The following is a 19,645-nucleotide window of genomic DNA, read 5'->3' as shown; positions in this document are numbered from 1 at the left end:
GTGGCGGGGGACAGCAGTGCTCAGGCGCGCGGACAGGCTGCGCTGGCGACGCGGCAGAGGTCGACGTGCAGCCGCGCCACGAGCAGCATGCCCGGCGGGTTGTTGTTCACGTCGTGGGGAACCATGGGCTCATCGTATCGATTCCCCGGGGACCTCCGAGACGCTCGTCCCACGATCCGGACATCAGCCACCGGAGGCCACTACCCGCACGTCTTCTTCGGTCACGACGCCGTCCACGATGCGGAACGAGCGGAACTGGAACTCCTCCGCGGTCGAGACGAGGACGTAGTGCGCGCCGGGCTCGTTGGCGTAGCTGATGTCGGTGCGGGACGGGTACGCCTCGGTGGCGGTGTGCGAGTGGTAGACGATCACCGGCTCCTCGTCGCGGTCGTCCAGGTCGCGGTAGAGCTTGAGCAGGTCGGTGGAGTCGAACTCGTAGAACGTGGGTGAGCGGGCCGCGTTCAGCATGGGGATGAAGCGCTCGGGGCGGCCGGAGCCCTCCGGTCCCGCGACGATGCCGCACGCCTCGTCGGGGTGGTCGGCGCGGGCGTGCGCGACGATCGCGTCGTGGATCTCCTGCGGGATGGTCAGCATGCCGAAAAAGTAACAGGGCGCGGAGCGCTCGCCACAAGGGTGGTGGCGGGAGACGGGTGGGGCATACGAAGGCCCGCCCCAGGGGTGCGGGGGCGGGCATTCGCGGCAGGTGGTGGCTTCGGCGCGCGGTGACTCAGCGCGCGGCGTCGGCCAGTGCGGGTTCCGGGGCGACGTGCGGCTTGGGGGCGAACGCCTCCGGGTTCTTCCGCTTGAGCCAGGCGTACCCGATGCCGAGGATCGCGAACCACACCGGAGCGCTGTAGAGCGAAATCCGTGCGTCGTCGTCGATGCCGACCATGACCATCACGCCGGCCAGGAAGATCAGGGCGATCCAGCTGGTGTACGGGGCGCCCGGCGCCTTGAACCAGGCTTCGGCGGCGCGGCCGGCCTTGACCGCCGCGCGGTAGCGCAGATGGGAGATGAGGATCATCGCCCAGGTCCAGACGCCGGCGACGGTCGCGAAGGCCGTGATGTAGGTGAACGCGCCGTCCGGGTCGACGTAGTTGATCCACACGCCGATGCCCATGAGGGCGACGGAGACGAGGATGCCGGTGGCCGGGGTCTGGCGGGAGTTGAGCTTGGCGAAGGCCCTGGGGCCCTGGCCGTTGACGGCGAGGTCGCGCAGCATGCGGCCGGTGGAGTACATCCCGGAGTTGCAGGACGACAGGGCCGCGGTGAGGACGACGAAGTTCACGATGGCCGCGCCGAAGGGGATGCCGATCTTGGCGAAGGCGGCCACGAACGGGCTGACGCCCGGCTGGAACTCGGTCCAGGAGACGACGCCGAGGATCACGACGAGCGCGCCGACGTAGAACACGCCGATCCGCCAGGGCAGCGTGTTGATGGCCTTGGGGAGCGTCTCGCGGGGGTTCTCGGCCTCGCCGGCGGTGACGCCGACGAGTTCGACGGCGAGGTAGGCGAACATCACGATCTGCAGCGTCATCAGGGACTTGCCGACGCCGTTGGGGAAGATCCCGCCGTCACCCCACAGGTGGCTGAGCGAGGCGGTGTCGCCGGCGGCGGAGAACCCCAGGGTCAGCACGCCGATACCGATGAGGATCATGCCGATGATCGCGGTGACCTTGATCATCGAGAACCAGAACTCGACCTCGCCGAAGACCTTCACCGAGATGAGGTTCACGCCGAAGAGCACCAGCAGGAAGACCAGGGCGGAGATCCACTGCGGGATGTCCTTCCACCAGTACGTGATGTACACCGAGGCGGCGGTGACCTCGGCCATGCCGGTCACCACCCACATCAGCCAGTACGTCCAGCCGGTGACGAATCCCCAGAACGGGCCCAGGAACTCGCGGGCGTAGTCGGCGAAGGAGCCGGAGACCGGGCGGTAGGTGAGCAGTTCGCCCAGCGCCCGCATGATGAAGAAGATGATGACGCCGGCGATGGCGTACATCATGATCAGGCTCGGTCCGGCCTGATGGATGGCCTTGCCGGCGCCCAGGAAGAGGCCGGTGCCGATGGCACCGCCGATGGCGATCATTTGGATCTGCCGGCTGCCGAGCCCTCGCTGGTAGCCCTCTTCGGTGACGGGCGCGGTGGCCGCGTCGGCTGCGGCGGCCCCGTGTCGGGTGTGTTCCGTCGGCATGGTGGTGGTGCGCCTTTCTCCATATCCCCCCGGACAGTGGAGTTGCGAGCCGGCGATCGGCCGGCTCGGCGCCTGGCGGAACAGGGATGGCGTCCCGGCCAGTGGTCGGAATTAGTACCACGGGCTGAGACGCCGTCGCGAAAGGAGAATGTGACGCAGGCCACCGGGAAAACGCCCCGAAGGTGAAGTGAAGCGGCATATCGGACGATCACGGTGACATGATCGTTATCCGGATTTGAGCGTCCGCTGAGCGAAGCCGGCGGGTCACAGCGTCTCGATCAGCGTCTCCTGCAGACCGCCGAGCCACAGGTAGGCCATCACCAGCGGCTTGAGCGGATCGTCGTCCGGCAGCCGGTAGAGCTCGGTGTCCTCGTCGGTGACCTCCAGCCGGGTGCCGATGGTCAGCCGCAGGTCGTTGAGGGCGCCGAGCCAGCGGCGCGCGTCGTCGGGCGCGAGCACCAGCTCGGGGGCGGCGGCGTCGAGGGAGCGGACGACGGCCAGCGCGTCCTCGCGCTTGCGGGTGCGCAGGTCGTTCTCGGTGAAGCGGCGGAACTCCGAGGACTGGGCGGTGTCCTCGTACGCGTCCGGGAAGAGCCGGGCCAGCGCGGGATCGGTCGGGGGCTTGGTCGGCCCGTCGGGCGGGAACAGCGCGGCCAGCGGGTCGTCGGAGACCGGCTCCTCCCCCGGGCCGGGGCCGATCATCTCCAGGAACTGCACGGTCAGGCTGCGCAGGATGGAGATCTCGACGGTGTCGAGGGAGATGACGGCGCCGCCGCCCGGGGCGGGTTCGAAGTAGCCGGCCATCAGCGGTCCTGCTGCAGGGTCGCCCACAGGCCGTAGCCGTGCATTGCCTGCACGTCGCGCTCCATCTCTTCGCGGGTGCCGCTGGAGACGGCGGCGCGGCCCTTGTGGTGGACGTCCTTCATGAGTTTGACGGCCTTGTCCTTGGAGTACCCGAAGTAGGCCTGAAAGACGTACGTCACGTAGCTCATCAGATTGACGGGGTCGTTGTGCACCAAGGTCACCCAGGGGACATCAGGGTCGGGTACCGCGAACGGAGCCTCGGTGGACTCGGGCCGTTCGATCTCTACAGGGGCGACACTCATCACCTCCCCAATGCTGCCGCTCCGGCGGTGCTTCGCACAAATGGACGCGGAAGCGCAGAGAAATCGTCACTCTGACGAGTAGTCGGGGTACTATCCCGTTCCATGAGCGCTGCAGATCTGGGGCTGCCGGTGGCCGTACCGTCCACCGCACTGTTCACCGACCGGTACGAGTTGACGATGTTGCAGGCCGCGCTGCGCAGCGGGGCGGCGCACCGGCGCTCGGTGTTCGAGGTCTTCACCCGCCGGCTGCCGGAGGGGCGCCGGTACGGCGTCGTCTGCGGCACCGGGCGCGTGCTGGACGCGGTGGAGAACTTCCGCTTCGACGCCGATGTGCTGGACTTCCTCGCCCGCGAGAACGTGGTCGACGGGCCGACCCTGGAGTGGCTGGCCGGGTACCGCTTCACCGGCGACATCTGGGGTTACCCGGAGGGCGAGGTGTACTTCCCCGGCTCGCCGATCATGCGGGTGGAGGGCACTTTCGCCGAGGCGGTGATCCTGGAGACGGTGATCCTGTCGATCCTCAACCACGACTCCGCGATCGCGGCGGCCGCGTCCCGGATGGCGGTCGCGGCGGGCGGGCGGCCGCTGATGGAGATGGGCGCCCGGCGGTCGCACGAACTGGCGGCGGTCGCCGCCTCGCGCGCCGCGTACGTCGGCGGGTTCCTGTCCTCCTCCAACCTGGCGGCCGGCTTCCGCTACGGGCTGCCCACGATCGGCACGGCCGCGCACGCCTTCACCCTGTTGCACGACACCGAGCGGGACGCCTTCGTCGCGCAGGTCGAGTCGCTGGGCCGCGGCACCACGCTGCTGGTGGACACCTACGACCTGATGTCGGCGGTCCGTACCGCCGTCGAGGTCGCCGGGCCCGAGCTGGGCGCGGTCCGCATCGACTCCGGCGACCTGCTGCTGCTCGCGCACCGGGTGCGGCAGCAGCTGGACGACCTCGGCGCCAAGGACACCCGGATCGTGGTGACGTCCGATCTCGACGAGTACGCCATCGCCTCACTGGCGGCCGCACCGGTCGACGCGTACGGCGTCGGCACGTCGCTGGTGACCGGAAGCGGCCACCCCACCTGCTCCATGGTCTACAAGCTGGTCTCCAGGGCCACCTCGAACGAGCCGGACGCCCCGATGGTGGCCGTCGCCAAGAAGTCGATGGGCGCCAAGAGCAGCGTCGGCGGCCGCAAGTGGGCGGCCCGGCGGCTGGACGAGGACGGGGTCGCGGAGGCCGAGGTGGTCGGCACCGGGCCCGTTCCCGAGGCGCTGAAGGACCGGCAGCTGCTGGCGCGGCTGGTCCGCGGCGGGGAGATCGTCGGTCGCGAGCCGCTGGAGGCGGCCCGCACCCGCCACATCGAGGCGCGCGCGGGACTGCCGCTGTCGGCCTCGCAGCTCTCCCGCGGGGAGCCGGTGCTCCCGACGGAGCTGGTGTGACGTGGCGGGCGTGACAGGGCCGGGAGCGCGCTCCGTGCCGGGAGTGTCGCGGAACGGGGCCCGAGTCCCTACGCTCGACGCGTGCCGCCTGTCCCCGCACGGCGGCCAGCCGACCGAAGAGGACCGCGAATGCACCGCGCACTGATCGTCGTGGACGTCCAGAACGACTTCTGCGAGGGCGGCAGCCTCGCGGTGTCCGGCGGCGCGGACGTGGCCGCCGCGATCACCGATCTCGTCGGGCAGGCCACGGCCGTCTACCGCCATGTGGTGGCCACCCGTGACCACCACATCGACCCGGGTGACCACTTCTCCGACCGGCCCGACTTCGTGAGGTCCTGGCCCGTGCACTGCGTGGCGGGCACCGAGGGCGTCGGGTTCCACCCGAACTTCGCGCCGGTGGTCGCCTCCGGCGCCGTGGACGCGGTCTTCGACAAGGGCGCGTACTCGGCCGCCTACAGCGGCTTCGAGGGCCTGGACGAGAACGGCGCCGGGCTCGCCGAATGGCTGCGTGAGCGCGGTGTCACCGAGGTCGACGTGGTCGGTATCGCCACCGACCACTGCGTGCGCGCCACGGCCCTGGACGCGGCCCGGGAGGGCTTCGTCACGCATGTCCTGCTCGACCTGACGGCGGGGGTCTCCCCCGCGACCACGGAGAGCGCGCTGGCCGAGCTGCTCGCCGCGGGCGTCCGGCTGACGGGCAAGCCCGCCGTCGGGGCCTGAGCGGCCCGCTCAGCCCGCGCGGCGGTGGGTGGCCCGGAAGGGCTGCCAGAGCTCTTCCGAGCCGGACGCGGAGTGCCGCCAGACCAGGCCGTCCGGATGGTGCAGCACGGCCGTGATCTCGTCCGGGGTCGGCGGTTCGGTGTTGCCGCTGAGCCGGGCCGCCCGGAAGCCGAGGTTCCGGAGCCGGGTGAGCGCCCGCTGCCGGTTCTGGGCGTGCACGATGACGCGGACGCTGTCCTCCGCGCCGCCCGGGTGGGGCAGCTTGAGAGCGACGACGACGTTGCCATTGGGAAGCTTGGTGAATCCACCGACTGCCATGCCCACATAATCCGGTGATCGGCCCCCGCCCACCAGAGGGCGTGGGCCGAACACTGGGTTAACGCAGGTCAGCGACCTGCAGGGCTGACCGCGACGATCGTGTTCTGTCCGTTCGGGGAGTCGAACAGGATCGAAATGCGGGTATTGGTGTTCGGCACCTGGACACTGCCGTACGGGTTGGTGTCGTACCAGTACGTGCCGTGACGGTCGTCGAAGACCGGGACGCCCGGCTTGGACTTGATCGTCGTGGCGACGCCGTTCTTGTGCACGGTCGTGGCGTCGGTCGGGTACCAGCCGAAGGCCGAGTCCGCGGACTGGATCTTGTTGCGGAACAGCGCGCCGTCCGCCCAGGCGTCGGGCTTGGCGTGGGCGTCGATCGGCAGGATCTGGCCGTGGCCGGCGTGCTCGCCGACGTTGTTGTCCATCTGGGAGGTGTCCCAGAGCCAGATCAGCAGGCCGTTCTGGTACGCGTAGTGCTCGACCTTCTTCGGTGCGGCGGCGCCGAACCCGAAGTTGTAAGGACCGGTCTTCAGGACCTTGTCGTAGCTGACGTACTGGCGGTTCTCCGCGATGTAGTACTGCGGGTAGTCCTTGGTGAAGGACGCCTCGGCGCGGGAGAAGCCGTTCGCGGTCCAACCGTTGTCGTCACCCTCGGCGCCGTCGGTGAAGACAGCCGCGCCGTCGGCGGTGATGGTCAGGTTGTCGGCCGCGAAGCCCTTCTGCGCCACGCCGCCGTCGGTGCGGTAGCGGAAGCGCAGCTCGATCTGCCGGCCGGCGAACGCGTCAAGCGGGAAGTTCAGGTCCTTGTAGCCGCCGGAGGTGCCGGTGATGGCCGGGCGGCCGCTGCCGTTGCGCGTGATGGGCTGGCCGTCGACGGTGCCGTCGATCGGGGCCCAGTTGACGCCACCGTTGGTGGACACCTCGGTGTAGAGGTAGTCGTAGCCGTCCTCGGCGTCGTACCAGCCCTTGAAGGACAGGGCGGCGGACGTCTTGCCGGTGAGGTCGACGTGGCGGGTCAGGGTGTTGCGCAGGTCGTTGCCGGCGCCGCTCCACCACTGCTTGGTGCCCGCGAAGGGCGTGGTGATCGCGGTGGTGACGCTCTTCGACGGCAGCGTGACGACCAGGGCCTGCGGGTCCTTGGTGTTGTACTCGGCGACGCCGAGCTTGTGCGTCGAGAACTTGGCGGCCTTGGCCGAGTCGTACTTCAGCCAGCCGAGCTGCATCTTGTCCCAGGCGTCCATGTCACCGGGGAGCGACCCGATGTCCGTGGTGCCGTTGGAGAGCCAGGAGCCGGACGACATCAGGGACCAGAAGGCGGTGCCGTTCTCGCCGATGTACGTGGTGTCGTACAGGTCGGGCAGGCCGAGGTCGTGGCCGTACTCGTGGGCGTAGACGCCCAGGCCCCCGTTCTCCGGCTGCATCGTGTAGTCGCCGACCCAGATGCCGGTGTCGCCGATCGGGGTGCCGCCGAGCTGGTTGCCGGCCGGGCCGGAGAAGCCCTCGTCACCCTGGAACGCGTAACCGCGGTGGGCCCACAGCGCGTCGGTGCCCTGGGCGCCGCCGCCGGCGGACTCGTCCTCGCCCGCGTGCACGATCTGGAAGTGGTCGATATACCCGTCGGGCTCGTTGAAGTTGCCGTCGTGGTCGAAGTCGTAGCGGTCCCACTGGTCGTACTGGGCCAGGTCGGTCTTGATCTGCGCGGCGGTGCGGCCCTTGGCCTTCTGGTCGGCGGCCCACTGCGCGGTGCCGTCGCGGACCAGGTCCTCGACGGTGGCGCAGTTGGTGGCGCCGCACTTGTTGTTGCCGTAACGGGCCTCGTTGTAGTCGACCTTGACCCAGTCGGAGACCTCGCCGTTGACCGAGTAGCGGCCGGAGGACTGCTTCTCGTAGTACTTCGCCACCGACTCCTTCTTGGGGTCGTGGGAGAAGTAGAGGTCCTGGAAGGACTGCGCGTTGTAGTCCGCCTGCCAGGCAGTGCTGTTGTCGGTGGAACGGTCGGGCGCCGCTATCTGGTTGTGCAGCGGGCCGACGGTGCCGCCGTACTGCGGGTCGACCTTGTCGCCGAACTCGGCAAGGATCACGAAGATCTTGTCGGTCTTCTCGCGGCTCAACTCGACGTACTTGCCCGCGCTGAGCTTGGCGACCTTGGAGCGGCCACTGTCCTGGACCGTGAGGTCCCCGGCGATCACCTTCTGCAGGGCGTCCTGCCGGCGTACCGCCTGCTCGCGCCCGAGCGGGCCGATACGGTCGTCATCGACCTTGGCCTTGGTGCCGGCCGGCGCCTTGCCGGTCGGCGCCTGCATCGGATCGTGGCTCGCCTGCGCCCCGTTGCCCGCCGCGGGGGCGGCGGCGGCCATGGTCGCGGGCATCGCCATCGCACCGAGTGCGAGGAGCGCCACCGCGAGGGTGGCGGGTCTGATGTTGCTGCGAAGATTCTTCAAGATGTCTTGACCTCCCCTTGGGAGATGCCATTGCATCGAAGTGCCGGGAGAAAAGACAGGTCTTGACTTGCTCATGGCAGACCAGTACGTTCAGCGGCTTTGGAGGTCCGGATAACGGACATCAACCCAGGTGGACCGTCTGCCAGTTGAGACGGGTGGACCGGGTCGAGATTCCGTGCGCCCCCCTATGCTCCCCCACCGTGGGTTAGGTCACGCTTACCACCGGTTCCCATCGGGCATGTCGATCCGTAGAGTCAGTTGCCGGCGCCCACGCATGAAGCTCTTCACCGCCCCTTCCGACACTGCGACTTAATCGACGTATTCGAGGACGGATCACGCCATGCCGCGTCCTACCCCCGCGCAACTCGCATACGGTTCCGCAACCGTTGTCCTGTCCACTCTTGCGATGCTCCTGCTGTCCGAGGCTCATTCCGGCATCAGTGTCGTCATCATCGCGGCGGCCGGGCTGCTGCTCGGGGTGCTGGTCGCGGTGACGACCACGATCCCCTTGACCGCCCGCGCCAAGGCCCGCAGCCGAACGCCGATCCGGACCGTGCCCGCGCCCATGCCCCGCCCGCGGGTGCACAGTTCCGGGCAGTCCCGCGTCAGCGAGCACTCGCTGCGCCGTTGAGCGGTGGACGGCGGCCCCGGAGCGGTGAAGCTCCGGGGCCGCTGTCACGTGCGGACGGGGGGACCACCGGGACGGGTCGCGGCGGCCGGGGCGGACCGTCATGCGGAGACGACCACGGTTTTCGCCGCCTTGTCGTGCAGACCCTGCCGGTACGGCTTGTCGAGCAGCAGCAGGATCCCGATGAGCACGATCCACAGGCACGGGCAGCAGAACAGCGTCGGCAGCCAGAACACGCAGGCGCGGATCAGCGCGGCCGACGACGTGGGGACACCGCCGTTGTCCAGCATCGCGATCCGCAGACCCAGCCACTTCTTGCCCAGGGTCTGCCCCGTGGACCTGGTCATCCACCACTCGTAGCCGATGTAGAGGACCGCGCCCACGAGCGACGTCACGAGCGACGTGCCGTAGTCGATGTTGTCGGTGTCGGTCTGGATGCCACCGAACGCCCAGTCGAGCAGGGCGACCGGGATCGTGACGAGGATGAAGTCGATGATCCGCGCGAGCAGTCGCTTGCCGACGTCCCCGAGCGGCGGCATGCCGGCCAGCGGATCGGGCGCGCCACCACCGCCGTAGGGCTCGCCGCCGTACGGGGTGCCACCGGGCGGCGGCGGGGTGCCGCCGTACGGATTGCCGCTGTAGGGGTCGTTGCCGCCGCCGTCCTGCGGCGGCGGATACGGCGGAGGCTGCTGACCGTGCGGTGAGCCGCCGGGCGTACCGGGGCCGCTGTCCTGGGGGGGCTTGGCGAAGGGGTCGTCACCGGATCCCGGCGTCGGCTGATCGGTACTCATGAACCGAGTGAAACCCGCAGGAAGCGGACGCGCCTTCCGGCACGCTCCGTTCGGGGTACCCCGAACGGAGCGGCACCGCTGCCTGTTACTGCCGGGCGACGAACGTACGGGCCGCCTTGTCGTGCCAGCACTGCCGCCACGGGCGGTCGAACATGCACCACGCCAGACCCACGACGCCGACGACGAGCGCGTCGAGCACGGTGTGCGTCAGCCAGCGGCGCAGCGAGGCGCCGAAGCCGGGGGCGAGCTGCGACTCGATGTCGACCACCCGCAGCCCGAACAGCTTCTTGCCCAGCGTCCGGCCCCACTTGGCGGTGGGCAGCGCCTCGTACAGCAGCCCGGCGACGAGGCCCACGCCCAGCACGATGGCCAGCTGGACGCCGGTGGTGCCGTCGATCAGCCAGACGGTGACGGTCTCGCCGGTCAGCCGCGCCTCGTCCACCTTCTCCTTGAGGTGGTGGTACGCGGCCGTGCCGAGGGGTACGGCCGCGGCGCCGGTCGCCGCCAGGACGACGAGCGTGTCGAGCAGCCGGGCGGCGAAGCGCCGGCCGAGCCCGGCGGGCCGGCCCTGCTCCTGCACCATCGACGCGAACGGGTCGTTCACCGGCGGCCGCCACGGCACCACGCCGGCCGCCTCGCCCTGCTGGCCCGGTACGGCGACGACACCGCCGCCGCCCGTGCCGCCGCTCGTGCCGGTGCCGGGACCCGTCGCGCCGGGGCCCTGCCGGGCGAGTTCGTGGACCTGCTGCGCCCAGGGCGCGGGCGCGGCCTGCGCGAGGGGCGCGGAACCGGCGCGCCGCGCGTCGGGACCCGCACCCGCGCCGGGCTGTGCCTGCTGCTGGGGCAGCGACTGCTGCGGCGGCTGGGTCTGCGCCTGCTGGGTCTGCGGCTGTTGCGGCTGCGGGCGTTGCGGCTGGGTGCCCCACGGGGTTCCGGAAGCGGGGGTGCCGGTCGGGGCGACCGCGGCGCGGGTGGCGGGCAGGTTGGCGTCCGGGTCGGACTGCTCAGGACGCTGCTCCCCGGCGCCCCAGGTGGTGCGGGGCGGCTCGACCGTGGGCGCGGCCGACCAGACCGGGGCGGCGGCCGAGCCGCGCCCGTCGGACGCCGCCGGCTCCGGGGCCCGCACGGGGTCCTCGTCGAAGAACATGACGCCGGACTCCTCGACGGCGGGCGTGCCCGTACCGCGCCCGGAGACCGTGGCAGGTGCTCCCGGACCGGGCGTTCCCCGGCCGCCGCTGTCCTGCCCCGGCGGCGGGGCGAGCTCCTCGCCGGCCCGCGGTGCGGGGCGGCTGGTGCCCGGTACCCAGGCGGCACCGTTCCAGTACCGGATGTAGCCCGGGATCGACGGATCCGGGTAGTACCCCGGAACGGGGGAACCGGAGGAACCGGAGGAGCCAGAGATGGGTGAGCTCATGGTTCGTGAGGTCCGTATCTATTCGGCCAGGGGAGTGCAGTGTCCACATCTACCAGACAGGCGGACTCGCCGGGTCCGCGGTACCGCACACCACACACCCTTACCGGGTGGGAGCGGCCCGCGCGGGCCCTTCAGTAATTTTCACCGCGATTCCGAGAAGTCGCGTAATGGTTGGGGTTGTATGCGCTCTCTCCTGGTGCGGGCCCCGCGCAGCACCCGCTGCGCAGCACCGCAAGGGGCCGCCCGCCAAGGAAAGGACGACGACTCGATGCAGACCGTGGTGGAACGCGAACTGGAACTGAACCTGGTGCTGTCCCCGGAGCGCAGCATCCCGGTGCCGGCCCGGCTGGCCTATCGCACAGATGATCCCTTTGCTGTGCACATCACCTTCCACGTGGGCTCGGACGCCCCGGTGAACTGGACGTTCGCCCGCGAGCTGCTGGTGGAGGGGGTGTTCCGGCCGTGCGGCCACGGGGATGTGCGCATCTGGCCGACGAAGGTCAACGGGCGCAGCGTGATCTGCATGGCGCTGAGCTCCCCGGACGGCAACGCGCTGCTGGAGGCGCCGTCCTCGCCGGTGGCGTCCTGGCTGGAGCGCACCCTGCGCGTCGTGCCGCCGGGGACCGAAGCCGAGCAGCTCGGTATGGACGACGGGCTGAACGAGCTGCTGGCCCCGACGACCCGGGACGAGTTGTGGCTGCGCGATCCATGGACGGTGACGGACGAGTCGCCCGAAGTGTGAGGGCCCGGGGGAACGCGGGGGTTCAGAAGAGCTTGCCCGGGTTGAGCAGGCCGAGCGGGTCGAAGACCTGCCGCACGCCGCGCTGCAACTCCACTCCCACCGGACCGAGTTCCCGGGCCAGCCACTCCTTCTTCAGCAGGCCGACGCCGTGCTCGCCGGTGATCGTCCCGCCGAGGGAGAGGCCCAGCGCCATGATCTCGTCGAAGGACTCGCGGGCGCGTGCCGATTCGTCCGCGTCCGCCCCGTCGAAGCAGACGATGGGGTGGGTGTTGCCGTCGCCCGCGTGCGCGCACATGCCGATGGTGAGCTCGTACTTCCGCGCGATGGCGGCGACGCCCTCGATCATCGGGGCGAGCTTGGTGCGCGGCACGCACACGTCGTCGATCATCGTCGCCGTGCCGACCCGCTCCAGGGCGACCAGGGCCAGCCGGCGGGCCTGCAGCAGCATCTCGGACTCGGCGGTGTCCTCCGCCGGGACGACCTGCGTGGCGCCGGCGGCCGTGCACAGCTCACCGACCGCCGCGAGGTCCGCGGCGGGGTCGGGGGTGTCGAAGGCGGCCAGCAGCAGCGCCTCGGTGGTCTCCGGCAGCCCCATGTGGGCCAGGTCGTTGACCGCCCGGATGGTGGTGGAGTCCATCAGTTCCAGCAGCGAGGGGGCATGGCCGCGGGCCATGATGTCGCAGACGGCGGCGCAGGCGGCGGCCGCTGACGGGAATTCCGCGGCGAGGACGAGCTGCCGCGGCGGGGCGGGCCGCAGCGCGAGCACCGCCCGCACGACGATACCCAGTGTGCCCTCGGCGCCGACGAAGAGCCGGGTCAGGTCGTAGCCGGCCACGCCCTTGGCGGTGCGGCGGCCGGTGTTCAGCAGGCGGCCGTCGGCGAGCACGACCTCCAGGCCCAGCACGTACTCGGCGGTGACGCCGTACTTCACGCAGCACAGCCCGCCGGCTCCGGTGCCGATGTTGCCGCCGATGGTGCACTGCTCCCAGCTCGACGGGTCGGGCGGGTAGTACAGACCGTGCTCGGCGACCGCGCGCGACAGCACGGCGTTGACGACACCTGGTTCGACGACGGCGACCCGGTCGACCGGGTCGATCTCCAGGATCCGGTCCATCTTGACCAGCGACAGCACGATGCAGCCGTCCGACGCGTTCGCCGCACCCGACAGACCGGTGCGCGCGCCCTGCGGGACGACCGGCACCCGCAGCGCGGTCGCGGTGCGCATCACGTGCTGCACCTGCTCGACGGTGCGGGGCAGCACCACCACCGCCGGGGTGCCCGCCTCCGAGAAGCTCGCCATGTCATGGGCGTACGAGACGGTGACGTCCCGGTCGGTGAGGATCGCGTCGGCGGGCAGTCCGTCGTGCAGTCGTTCGATCAGTTCGCGCATGGTTCCAGACTGGCACCCGGGCCGTGGCCGGGGAAGCTCTGACGCCCCGGCACGGCCCGGTACCGCCCTCAGAGGTTGCCGCGCAGCTCCTGCTCGCGCTCGATCGCCTCGAACAGGGCCTTGAAGTTGCCCTTGCCGAAGCCCATGGAGCCGTGCCGCTCGATCATCTCGAAGAAGACGGTCGGCCGGTCCTGGACCGGCTTGGTGAAGATCTGCAGGAGGTAGCCGTCCTCGTCGCGGTCGACCAGGATCTTCAGCTCGCGGAGGGTCTCGACGGGGACGCGGGTCTCGCCGGCCCATTCGCCGAGGGTGTCGTAGTACGAGTCCGGGGTGTTGAGGAACTCGACGCCGGCGGCGCGCATGGCGCGCACGGTCGCGACGATGTCGTTGGTGGCCAGCGCGATGTGCTGCACGCCGGGGCCGCCGTAGAACTCCAGGTACTCGTCGATCTGGGACTTCTTCTTGGCGATGGCCGGCTCGTTGAGCGGGAACTTCACCTTGCGGGTGCCGTCGGCGACGACCTTGGACATGAGCGCGGAGTACTCGGTGGCGATGTCGTCGCCGACGAACTCCTTCATGTTGGTGAAGCCCATGACGCGGTTGTAGAACGCGACCCACTCGTTCATCTTGCCGAGCTCGACGTTGCCGACGCAGTGGTCGATGGCCTGGAAGCGGCGGGCGCCCGGCTCGACGATCGGGTCGGCGGCGGCGTAGCCCGGCAGGTACGGGCCGGTGTAGCCGGAGCGGTCGACGAGGGTGTGGCGGGTCTCGCCGTAGGTGGCGATCGCGGCGAGGACGACGGTGCCGTGCTCGTCCGTCAGCTCGTGCGGCTCCTCCAGGCCGGTGGCGCCGTGCTCGACGGCGTAGGCGTAGGCGGCGCGCGCGTCCGGCACCTCGATGGCGAGGTCGATGACGCCGTCGCCGTGCTCGGCGACATGCGCCTCGAGGAACTTGCCGCGCTCGGTGGCGGTCTTGACGACCGAGGTGAAGACGAAGCGAGCGCCGCCGGACTCCAGCACGTACGACGCGGTCTCGCGGCTGCCGTTCTCCGGACCGGAGTAGGCGACGCGCTTCATCCCGAAGGCGGTCGAGTAGTAGTGCGCGGCCTGCTTGGCGTTGCCCACGGCGAAGACGACGGCGTCCATGCCCTTTACCGGGAACAGGTCCTTCTGCTGGGCCTCGGGGGTCTGCTGCGTCTCAGTCGTCTCAGTCATGTCAAAAGCCTCGCCCTGCGGACCAGAGTGCGCAACAGTTTGCGATTTCACTGCGCAATGAGCACAGTGAATCGAGGGAATCACGGGTCAATCTGTGCAGTCTGACCACCGGGAGGCGGTAGTCGTGGGGATCGACGTGCTGGACGGACAGCTGATCAAGCTGCTCGCCGACGAGCCGAGAATCGGGATGCTGGAGGCGTCCAGGCGGTTGGGTGTGGCCCGCGGGACGGCGCAGGCCCGGCTGGACCGGCTGCGGGCCAATGGGGTGATCCGGGGGTTCGGGCCCCAGGTGGATCCGGCCGCGCTCGGCTATCCGGTGACGGCTTTCGCGACGCTGGAGATCAAGCAGGGCCAAGGTGCGGACGTACGCGCCCACTTGGCGGGCGTGCCCGAGGTGCTGGAGCTGCACACCACGACCGGGCACGGCGACATGCTCTGCCGGCTGGTGGCCCGTTCGAACGCGGATCTTCAACGGGTGATCGACCGTGTGGTGGGCTTTGATGGCATCATGCGGGCCTCCACGGCGATTGTCATGGAAAATCCGGTGCCCCTGCGGATCATCCCGCTGGTCGAACAGGCAGCGGAGGACCGCCCGTGACGTGACGGTCGGACCCCGGGGACGCGTCGGAACCTCGGGAACGAGCAGGAGGGCGCCGGAGGCTTGAGTTTCTGGAGCTACCTCGGCAACCGGCACCAGCAGTTGCTGACCGACGCCTTCCAGCACGCCAGCCACACGGATCGCCCAGCAGCTGAAACGTCCAAGTGGCCGTGGACGGGCAGGACCCGCACGACGTCGCCAAGGAGTGGCTGATCCAGGAGGGCTTCATCAAGAAGGGCTGAGCGGCGGTCGCCCCGCCACGCCGATCCGGTATCAGCAGCTGGGGACCTTGCCGCCGGTGTTGATCGCGGCCAGGGCTGCCAGGGCGCCCTCCAGGTCGGTGACCGGCACCAGCCGGAGTCCGGCGGGCAGCTCGGCACTGGCGTCGGAGCACTCGCCCTTGGGAACCAGGAAGACGGTGGCGCCGTCGCGCTTGGCGGCACGTTCCTTCAGCGGTACGCCGCCGACCGCGCCGACCTTGCCGTCGGCGGTGATGGTGCCGGTACCGGCCACGGTGCGGCCACCGGTCAGGTCGCCGCCGCGGCCGTTCCCGTCGATCTTGTCGATGATGCCGAGGCTGAACATCAGCCCGGCGCTGGGTCCGCCCACGTCCGCGAGGTGCAGATCGACCTTGACCGTCGAGGGGGAGAGTCCGAGGTGCTTGAGGGCCGCCCCGGTCGCCGCGTCCTGCGAGTCGGTCATCTCCTTCGCGTTGTGCTGCTCGATCTCCTGGACCGAGCCGCCGCCGGGATAGACCGCGGCGCGCGGCATCGCCGCCTCGTCGGTCGCGAACCAGGCCCTGAGCACATCGGGGAGGTGCACCGACGCGTCCGGCTGGGTCGCGGCGATCGTGGTCATCCGCAGCTGCCCGCTGGTGGTCCGGGTCGGGGTGCCGGTGACGGTGATCACCTGGCGGCCCTTGTCCGCGCCGAGCACGTCGGCCGTCATCCCCGGCACCACGATCGACACCGGGAGCGGCGCGAGGGCCGCGACGGCCAGCAGCGCTGCCACCAGCGTCGCGCAAAGGGCAAGGACTCGGGCACGGCGGGAGACTGCGGGCATGCAGAGAATGTAGTCCACCGGCGTGGCGGGCGGGGCACCCCTACCGGGCACCCCGCCCGCCACGCGGCGGACTGTGGCCTGGGCCACGTCTGAGGAATACGGCCTAGCGCAGCGCGTCGGCGACCTCCGTCGCCGCCTCCACCACCCTGGGACCGACCCGCTCGGGCACCGCCTCGGCGAGCATCACCACGCCCACGCTGCCCTCTATCCCGGTCACCCCGATCAGCGGGGCGGCGGCGCCGCTGGCGCCCGCCTCCAGTTCGCCATGGGTCAGGACGTAGCGGACCGGCTCGGTGTTCCGCTCCGCCGCCCCTGCGCCGTTCTGTTCCTGCCCGGGTGCGTGCGGCAGGACGCCGCGACCGGCCAGGATGGCCCGGCCCGCCGCGCCCCGGTCCAGCGGATGCCGGAATCCGGTGCGGTAGGCGACGTGGTAGTCCGTCCAGGTGGGTTCGACCACCGCCACGGCCAGCGCCTCGGTGCCGTCGACGAGGGTCAGGTGCGCGGTGGCACCTATGTCCTCGGCGAGTGACCTCAGGGCCGGCAGCGCCGCCTCCCGCAGCAGCGGATGCACCTGGTGCGCGAGCCCGAGCACGCCGAGCCCGACGCGGGCCCGCCCGCCGAGGTCACGCCGTACCAGCGCATGCTGCTCCAGGGTGGCGAGCAGGCGGTAGACGACGGTGCGGTTGACCCCCAGCTTGGTGGCGAGCTCGGTAACGGTGAGCCCGTGGTCGGTGTCGGCCAATAGCTTGAGGACCCGCAGTCCTCTGTCGAGCGTCTGAGATGTCTCCGCGGTCACGACGCCCCCTCCTCATATGAGTGGCGGCACATCTCACGGCGGGACGCACTGCCGGTCCCGCGGCAGCGCGCGGAGAGGCCGCCGGTCGCGGTGGTACCGGCTGCGCTCCGCGGCTGCTCTGCCACGGCGCGTGCGTGACGGGCACGGTAGCGAGCGAGTACCGCTCAGCGGAAGGGGTCGTCCACAATCCGGTCACTCCGAGGAAAAGTCCTGACCCGCTCTTTAAGCTCACGGGCCTATGACGAAGGCGGCACGGCCCCGGTTCCGGGGCCGCGCCGCCTGCGGTTGTTCCGTTCTCCGCCCCGCCGTCAGGTCGCGCCGGTCTGCGAGACCCCGCCCGCCTCGACCTTGAGCAGATAGGCGGCCGGAGCCACCGAGGACGCGACGGTGACGGTCCCGTACAGGGTCCCGTCGGTCGCGATCGTCAGGGACTTCGCGGAGATGCGGCTCGCGGCGGCGCCGGCCGCGTCGCAAGAACACGTGACTCCCATTCTTCGCAGCAAGATCAGGGAATGTCATTCCGTCAATTCACAGCACACTGAGAGGGCGCGACCCCAACAAGTCAATAGGCGTCCGAAATGCACCTGATGATGCGTCAGATATTGTATCAGGAATGGGCTTTCGGCCGGCACGGTCCCGCCCGGCGTCCAGTACGAACCGGTCAGCGCGACCGGGGTGTTGGGCCGGACCGCCCGGTGGGCGCGCCGAGGACGGCCGGGCGGGAATCCCGGAAATGGTTTGAAGAGTACGGGAACCGACTCGCAGGAAACACTGCGGAAGGTTCCGCTTTCCGCCATGGAGAAATTGTCCCGCATAACGTCACCTCGGCGCCCACCGTGGCGACGGTCTACTGCACGGCGACGGCGAATCAGTCGTCGGATTTCACCTGGTAGCAGTGGTCCGATAACAGCGACCCACAGAAGCACGACGGGTCCCACCGCGATCGGGCGGCGGTCAGCGCATCTTCGTGGCCCACTCCCGGACCTTCTTGATCCGCTCGTTCAGCTGCCCCGCCGTCGCCTCGGCGCTCGGCGGGCCGCCGCAGACCCGGCGCAGCTCGTTGTGGATGACGCCGTGCGGCTTGCCGCTCTGGTGGGTGTACGCCGACACCAGCGTGTTCAACGACTTGCGCAGTTCCAGCAGTTGCTTGTGCGTGACGATCGGACGCCGCTCCGCCGGCAGCTCGATGAGGTCGGCCTGGTCCGCGGGTTTCTGCCGGCTGTGCGCGATCTGCCGGGTCTGTCGCTTCTGCAGCAGCATCTGCACCTGGTCCGGCTCCAGCAGTCCCGGGATACCGAGGTAGTCCTGCTCCTCCTCGCTCCCCGGGTGCGCCTGCATGCCGAACTCGGCGCCGTCGTACAGCACCCGGTCGAAGACCGCGTCGGACTCCAGCGCCTCGAAGGGCAGCTGCTCCTCGGTCTCCTCGTCCTCCAGCTTCTCGGCGTCGGCCAGGAGCTGGTCCTCCTCGGCGAACGGGTTCTCGTCCTCGCCGGCCTTCTTGGGCTTGTCCAGGACGTGGTCCCGCTCCACCTCCATCTCGTTGGCGAAGTCGAGCAGCATCGGGATGGTCGGCACGAAGACCGACGCGGTCTCGCCTCGCCTGCGGGACCGTACGAAACGCCCCACCGCCTGTGCGAAGAACAGCGGCGTCGAGATCGTCGTCGCGTAGACGCCCACCGCGAGCCGCGGCACGTCCACGCCCTCCGACACCATGCGCACCGCGACCATCCAGCGGTCGTCCGAGTGCGTGAAGGCGTCGATGCGCTTGGACGCGGCCTTCTCGTCGGAGAGCACGACCGTCACCTTGTGACCGCTGATGTCCTTGAGGATCTTCGCGTAGGCGCGCGCGGACTCCTGGTCGCTCGCGATCACCAGCCCGCCCGCGTCCGGGATGCTCCTGCGCACTTCGGTGAGCCGCTGGTCGGCCGCCTTCAGCACGGCGGGGATCCACTCGCCGGTCGGCGCCAGCGCGGTGCGCCAGGCCTGGCCGATCGCGTCCTTGGTCATCGGCTCGCCGAGCCGCGCGGCGATCTCGTCGCCCGCCTTGGTGCGCCAGCGCATGTTGCCGCTGTAGGAGAGGAATATCACCGGGCGGACGACGCCGTCCGCGAGCGCGTTCCCGTAGCCGTAGGTGTAGTCGGCCGAGCTGCGCCGGATCCCGTCGTTGCCCTCCTCGTACGCCACGAACGGGATCGGGTTGGTGTCCGAGCGGAACGGCGTACCGGTCAGCGCGAGACGCCGGGTCGCCGGGTCGAACGCCTCGGAGCACGCCTCGCCCCAGGACTTGGAGTCACCGGCGTGGTGGATCTCGTCCAGGATCACCAGGGTCTTGCGCTGCTCGCAGCGGTTGCGGTGCAGCATCGGCCGCACCCCGACGCCCGCGTACGTCACCGCGACGCCGTGGTACTCCTTGCTGACCGGTCCCGCGCTGTAGTCCGGATCGAGCCTGATCCCTATCCGCGCCGCCGCCTCCGCCCACTGCTTCTTGAGGTGCTCGGTCGGCGCGACCACCGTGATCTGCTGCACCAGATGGTTGTGGAGCAGATACGAGGCGAGCGTCAGCGCGAACGTGGTCTTCCCGGCGCCGGGCGTCGCCACGGCGAGGAAGTCGCGCGGCTGCAGCCGCATGTACTCGTCGAGCGCCGCCTGCTGCCAGGCGCGCAGCTTTCCGGCCGTGCCCCAGGGGGCACGGCCGGGGAAGGCCGGTGAAAGGTGGTGGGAGGCACTGGCGGCGGTAGTAGTCACGGTCTCCGGGGCGGGGTCGGAAGCGGCAGCGGTCGGCGTCAACAGCGTCAAG

20 protein-coding genes are annotated in these 19,645 nt (G+C 70.2%); 5 read left to right on the top strand and 15 right to left on the bottom strand.

Annotated elements, in window-relative coordinates; genetic code table 11:
* Positions 1–20: 20 nt before the first annotated feature.
* The 5 genes from AC07DC_RS11885 to clpS form a co-directional block, all read right to left on the bottom strand.
* Positions 21–125 (bottom strand): putative leader peptide, encoded by a 105-nt coding sequence (locus AC07DC_RS11885; protein WP_478914243.1) that lies wholly within the window; start codon positions 123–125, stop codon positions 21–23.
* A gap of 58 nt (positions 126–183) precedes the next feature.
* Positions 184–594, bottom strand: coding sequence for a M67 family metallopeptidase (locus AC07DC_RS11880; protein ID WP_478914242.1), 411 nt, complete (start codon positions 592–594; stop codon positions 184–186).
* 133 nt (positions 595–727) lie between these two features.
* A complete protein-coding gene (locus tag AC07DC_RS11875; protein WP_478914241.1) occupies positions 728–2,197 on the bottom strand; it encodes an amino acid permease in 1,470 nt (489 codons plus the stop codon).
* A gap of 264 nt (positions 2,198–2,461) precedes the next feature.
* Positions 2,462–3,001: a DUF2017 domain-containing protein gene (locus tag AC07DC_RS11870; protein WP_478914240.1), complete on the bottom strand. Its 540-nt coding sequence runs from the start codon at positions 2,999–3,001 to the stop codon at positions 2,462–2,464.
* Positions 3,001–3,315, bottom strand: coding sequence for an ATP-dependent Clp protease adapter ClpS (gene clpS / locus AC07DC_RS11865; RefSeq protein WP_478914616.1), 315 nt, complete (start codon positions 3,313–3,315; stop codon positions 3,001–3,003). The genes AC07DC_RS11870 and clpS overlap by 1 nt, the downstream gene beginning before the upstream one ends.
* 90 nt (positions 3,316–3,405) lie before the next feature.
* On the opposite strand from clpS, the gene AC07DC_RS11860 reads away from it, so the two are divergent.
* On the top strand, positions 3,406–4,734 hold the full coding sequence (locus AC07DC_RS11860; RefSeq protein WP_478914239.1) for a nicotinate phosphoribosyltransferase: 1,329 nt from the start codon (positions 3,406–3,408) through the stop codon (positions 4,732–4,734).
* 129 nt (positions 4,735–4,863) lie between these two features.
* A complete protein-coding gene (locus AC07DC_RS11855; RefSeq protein ID WP_478914238.1) occupies positions 4,864–5,454 on the top strand; it encodes an isochorismatase family protein in 591 nt (196 codons plus the stop codon).
* Positions 5,455–5,463: 9 nt separating this feature from the next.
* Here AC07DC_RS11855 and AC07DC_RS11850 read toward each other — a convergent pair whose 3' ends face one another.
* Both AC07DC_RS11850 and AC07DC_RS11845 read right to left on the bottom strand, forming a co-directional pair.
* On the bottom strand, positions 5,464–5,772 hold the full coding sequence (locus AC07DC_RS11850) for a hypothetical protein (protein ID WP_277438409.1): 309 nt from the start codon (positions 5,770–5,772) through the stop codon (positions 5,464–5,466).
* 68 nt (positions 5,773–5,840) lie between these two features.
* Positions 5,841–8,213: an immune inhibitor A domain-containing protein gene (locus tag AC07DC_RS11845; protein WP_478914237.1), complete on the bottom strand. Its 2,373-nt coding sequence runs from the start codon at positions 8,211–8,213 to the stop codon at positions 5,841–5,843.
* Positions 8,214–8,619: 406 nt separating this feature from the next.
* On the opposite strand from AC07DC_RS11845, the gene AC07DC_RS11840 reads away from it, so the two are divergent.
* On the top strand, positions 8,620–8,844 hold the full coding sequence (locus AC07DC_RS11840) for a hypothetical protein (RefSeq protein WP_478914236.1): 225 nt from the start codon (positions 8,620–8,622) through the stop codon (positions 8,842–8,844).
* Between the two features lie 98 nt (positions 8,845–8,942).
* On the opposite strand, the gene AC07DC_RS11835 is transcribed toward AC07DC_RS11840, so the two are convergent.
* Positions 8,943–9,632 (bottom strand): RDD family protein, encoded by a 690-nt coding sequence (locus AC07DC_RS11835; protein WP_478914235.1) that lies wholly within the window; start codon positions 9,630–9,632, stop codon positions 8,943–8,945.
* An 85-nt stretch (positions 9,633–9,717) separates the two neighbouring features.
* Complete coding sequence (locus AC07DC_RS11830; RefSeq protein ID WP_478914234.1) at positions 9,718–11,046, bottom strand: RDD family protein; 1,329 nt, start codon at positions 11,044–11,046, stop codon at positions 9,718–9,720.
* 268 nt (positions 11,047–11,314) lie between these two features.
* Between AC07DC_RS11830 and AC07DC_RS11825 the strand changes: the two genes are divergently transcribed.
* Entirely contained in the window at positions 11,315–11,788 is a 474-nt protein-coding gene (locus tag AC07DC_RS11825) for an SsgA family sporulation/cell division regulator (protein ID WP_478914615.1), read from the top strand.
* Positions 11,789–11,810: 22 nt separating this feature from the next.
* Here the strand turns inward: AC07DC_RS11825 and AC07DC_RS11820 are convergent, their stop codons facing one another.
* Both AC07DC_RS11820 and hppD read right to left on the bottom strand, forming a co-directional pair.
* Entirely contained in the window at positions 11,811–13,178 is a 1,368-nt protein-coding gene (locus tag AC07DC_RS11820; RefSeq protein WP_478914233.1) for an FAD-binding oxidoreductase, read from the bottom strand.
* Between the two features lie 68 nt (positions 13,179–13,246).
* Positions 13,247–14,392, bottom strand: coding sequence for a 4-hydroxyphenylpyruvate dioxygenase (gene hppD, locus AC07DC_RS11815; protein ID WP_478914232.1), 1,146 nt, complete (start codon positions 14,390–14,392; stop codon positions 13,247–13,249).
* A 124-nt stretch (positions 14,393–14,516) separates the two neighbouring features.
* On the opposite strand from hppD, the gene AC07DC_RS11810 reads away from it, so the two are divergent.
* Complete coding sequence (locus tag AC07DC_RS11810; protein ID WP_478914231.1) at positions 14,517–14,990, top strand: Lrp/AsnC family transcriptional regulator; 474 nt, start codon at positions 14,517–14,519, stop codon at positions 14,988–14,990.
* 273 nt (positions 14,991–15,263) lie between these two features.
* Here the strand turns inward: AC07DC_RS11810 and AC07DC_RS11805 are convergent, their stop codons facing one another.
* The 4 genes from AC07DC_RS11805 to AC07DC_RS11790 all read right to left on the bottom strand — a co-directional run bounded on the left by AC07DC_RS11805 (position 15,264) and on the right by AC07DC_RS11790 (position 19,593).
* Positions 15,264–16,052, bottom strand: a complete 789-nt coding sequence (locus tag AC07DC_RS11805; protein WP_478914230.1) for a S16 family serine protease — start codon at positions 16,050–16,052, stop codon at positions 15,264–15,266.
* A 103-nt stretch (positions 16,053–16,155) separates the two neighbouring features.
* Entirely contained in the window at positions 16,156–16,848 is a 693-nt protein-coding gene (locus tag AC07DC_RS11800) for an IclR family transcriptional regulator (RefSeq protein ID WP_478914229.1), read from the bottom strand.
* Between the two features lie 308 nt (positions 16,849–17,156).
* The gene (locus AC07DC_RS11795) at positions 17,157–17,339 is read right to left on the bottom strand and encodes a hypothetical protein (protein WP_478914228.1); all 183 of its coding nucleotides are present in this window, start codon (positions 17,337–17,339) and stop codon (positions 17,157–17,159) included.
* Positions 17,340–17,802: 463 nt separating this feature from the next.
* Positions 17,803–19,593 (bottom strand): DEAD/DEAH box helicase, encoded by a 1,791-nt coding sequence (locus AC07DC_RS11790; protein WP_478914614.1) that lies wholly within the window; start codon positions 19,591–19,593, stop codon positions 17,803–17,805.
* Positions 19,594–19,645: the final 52 nt, after the last annotated feature.

It is taken from the genome of Streptomyces sp. NPDC045021, from assembly GCF_056432645.1.
The sequence above is the reverse complement of the archived record's forward strand: the minus strand, read 5'-3'. Positions and strand labels throughout refer to the sequence as shown.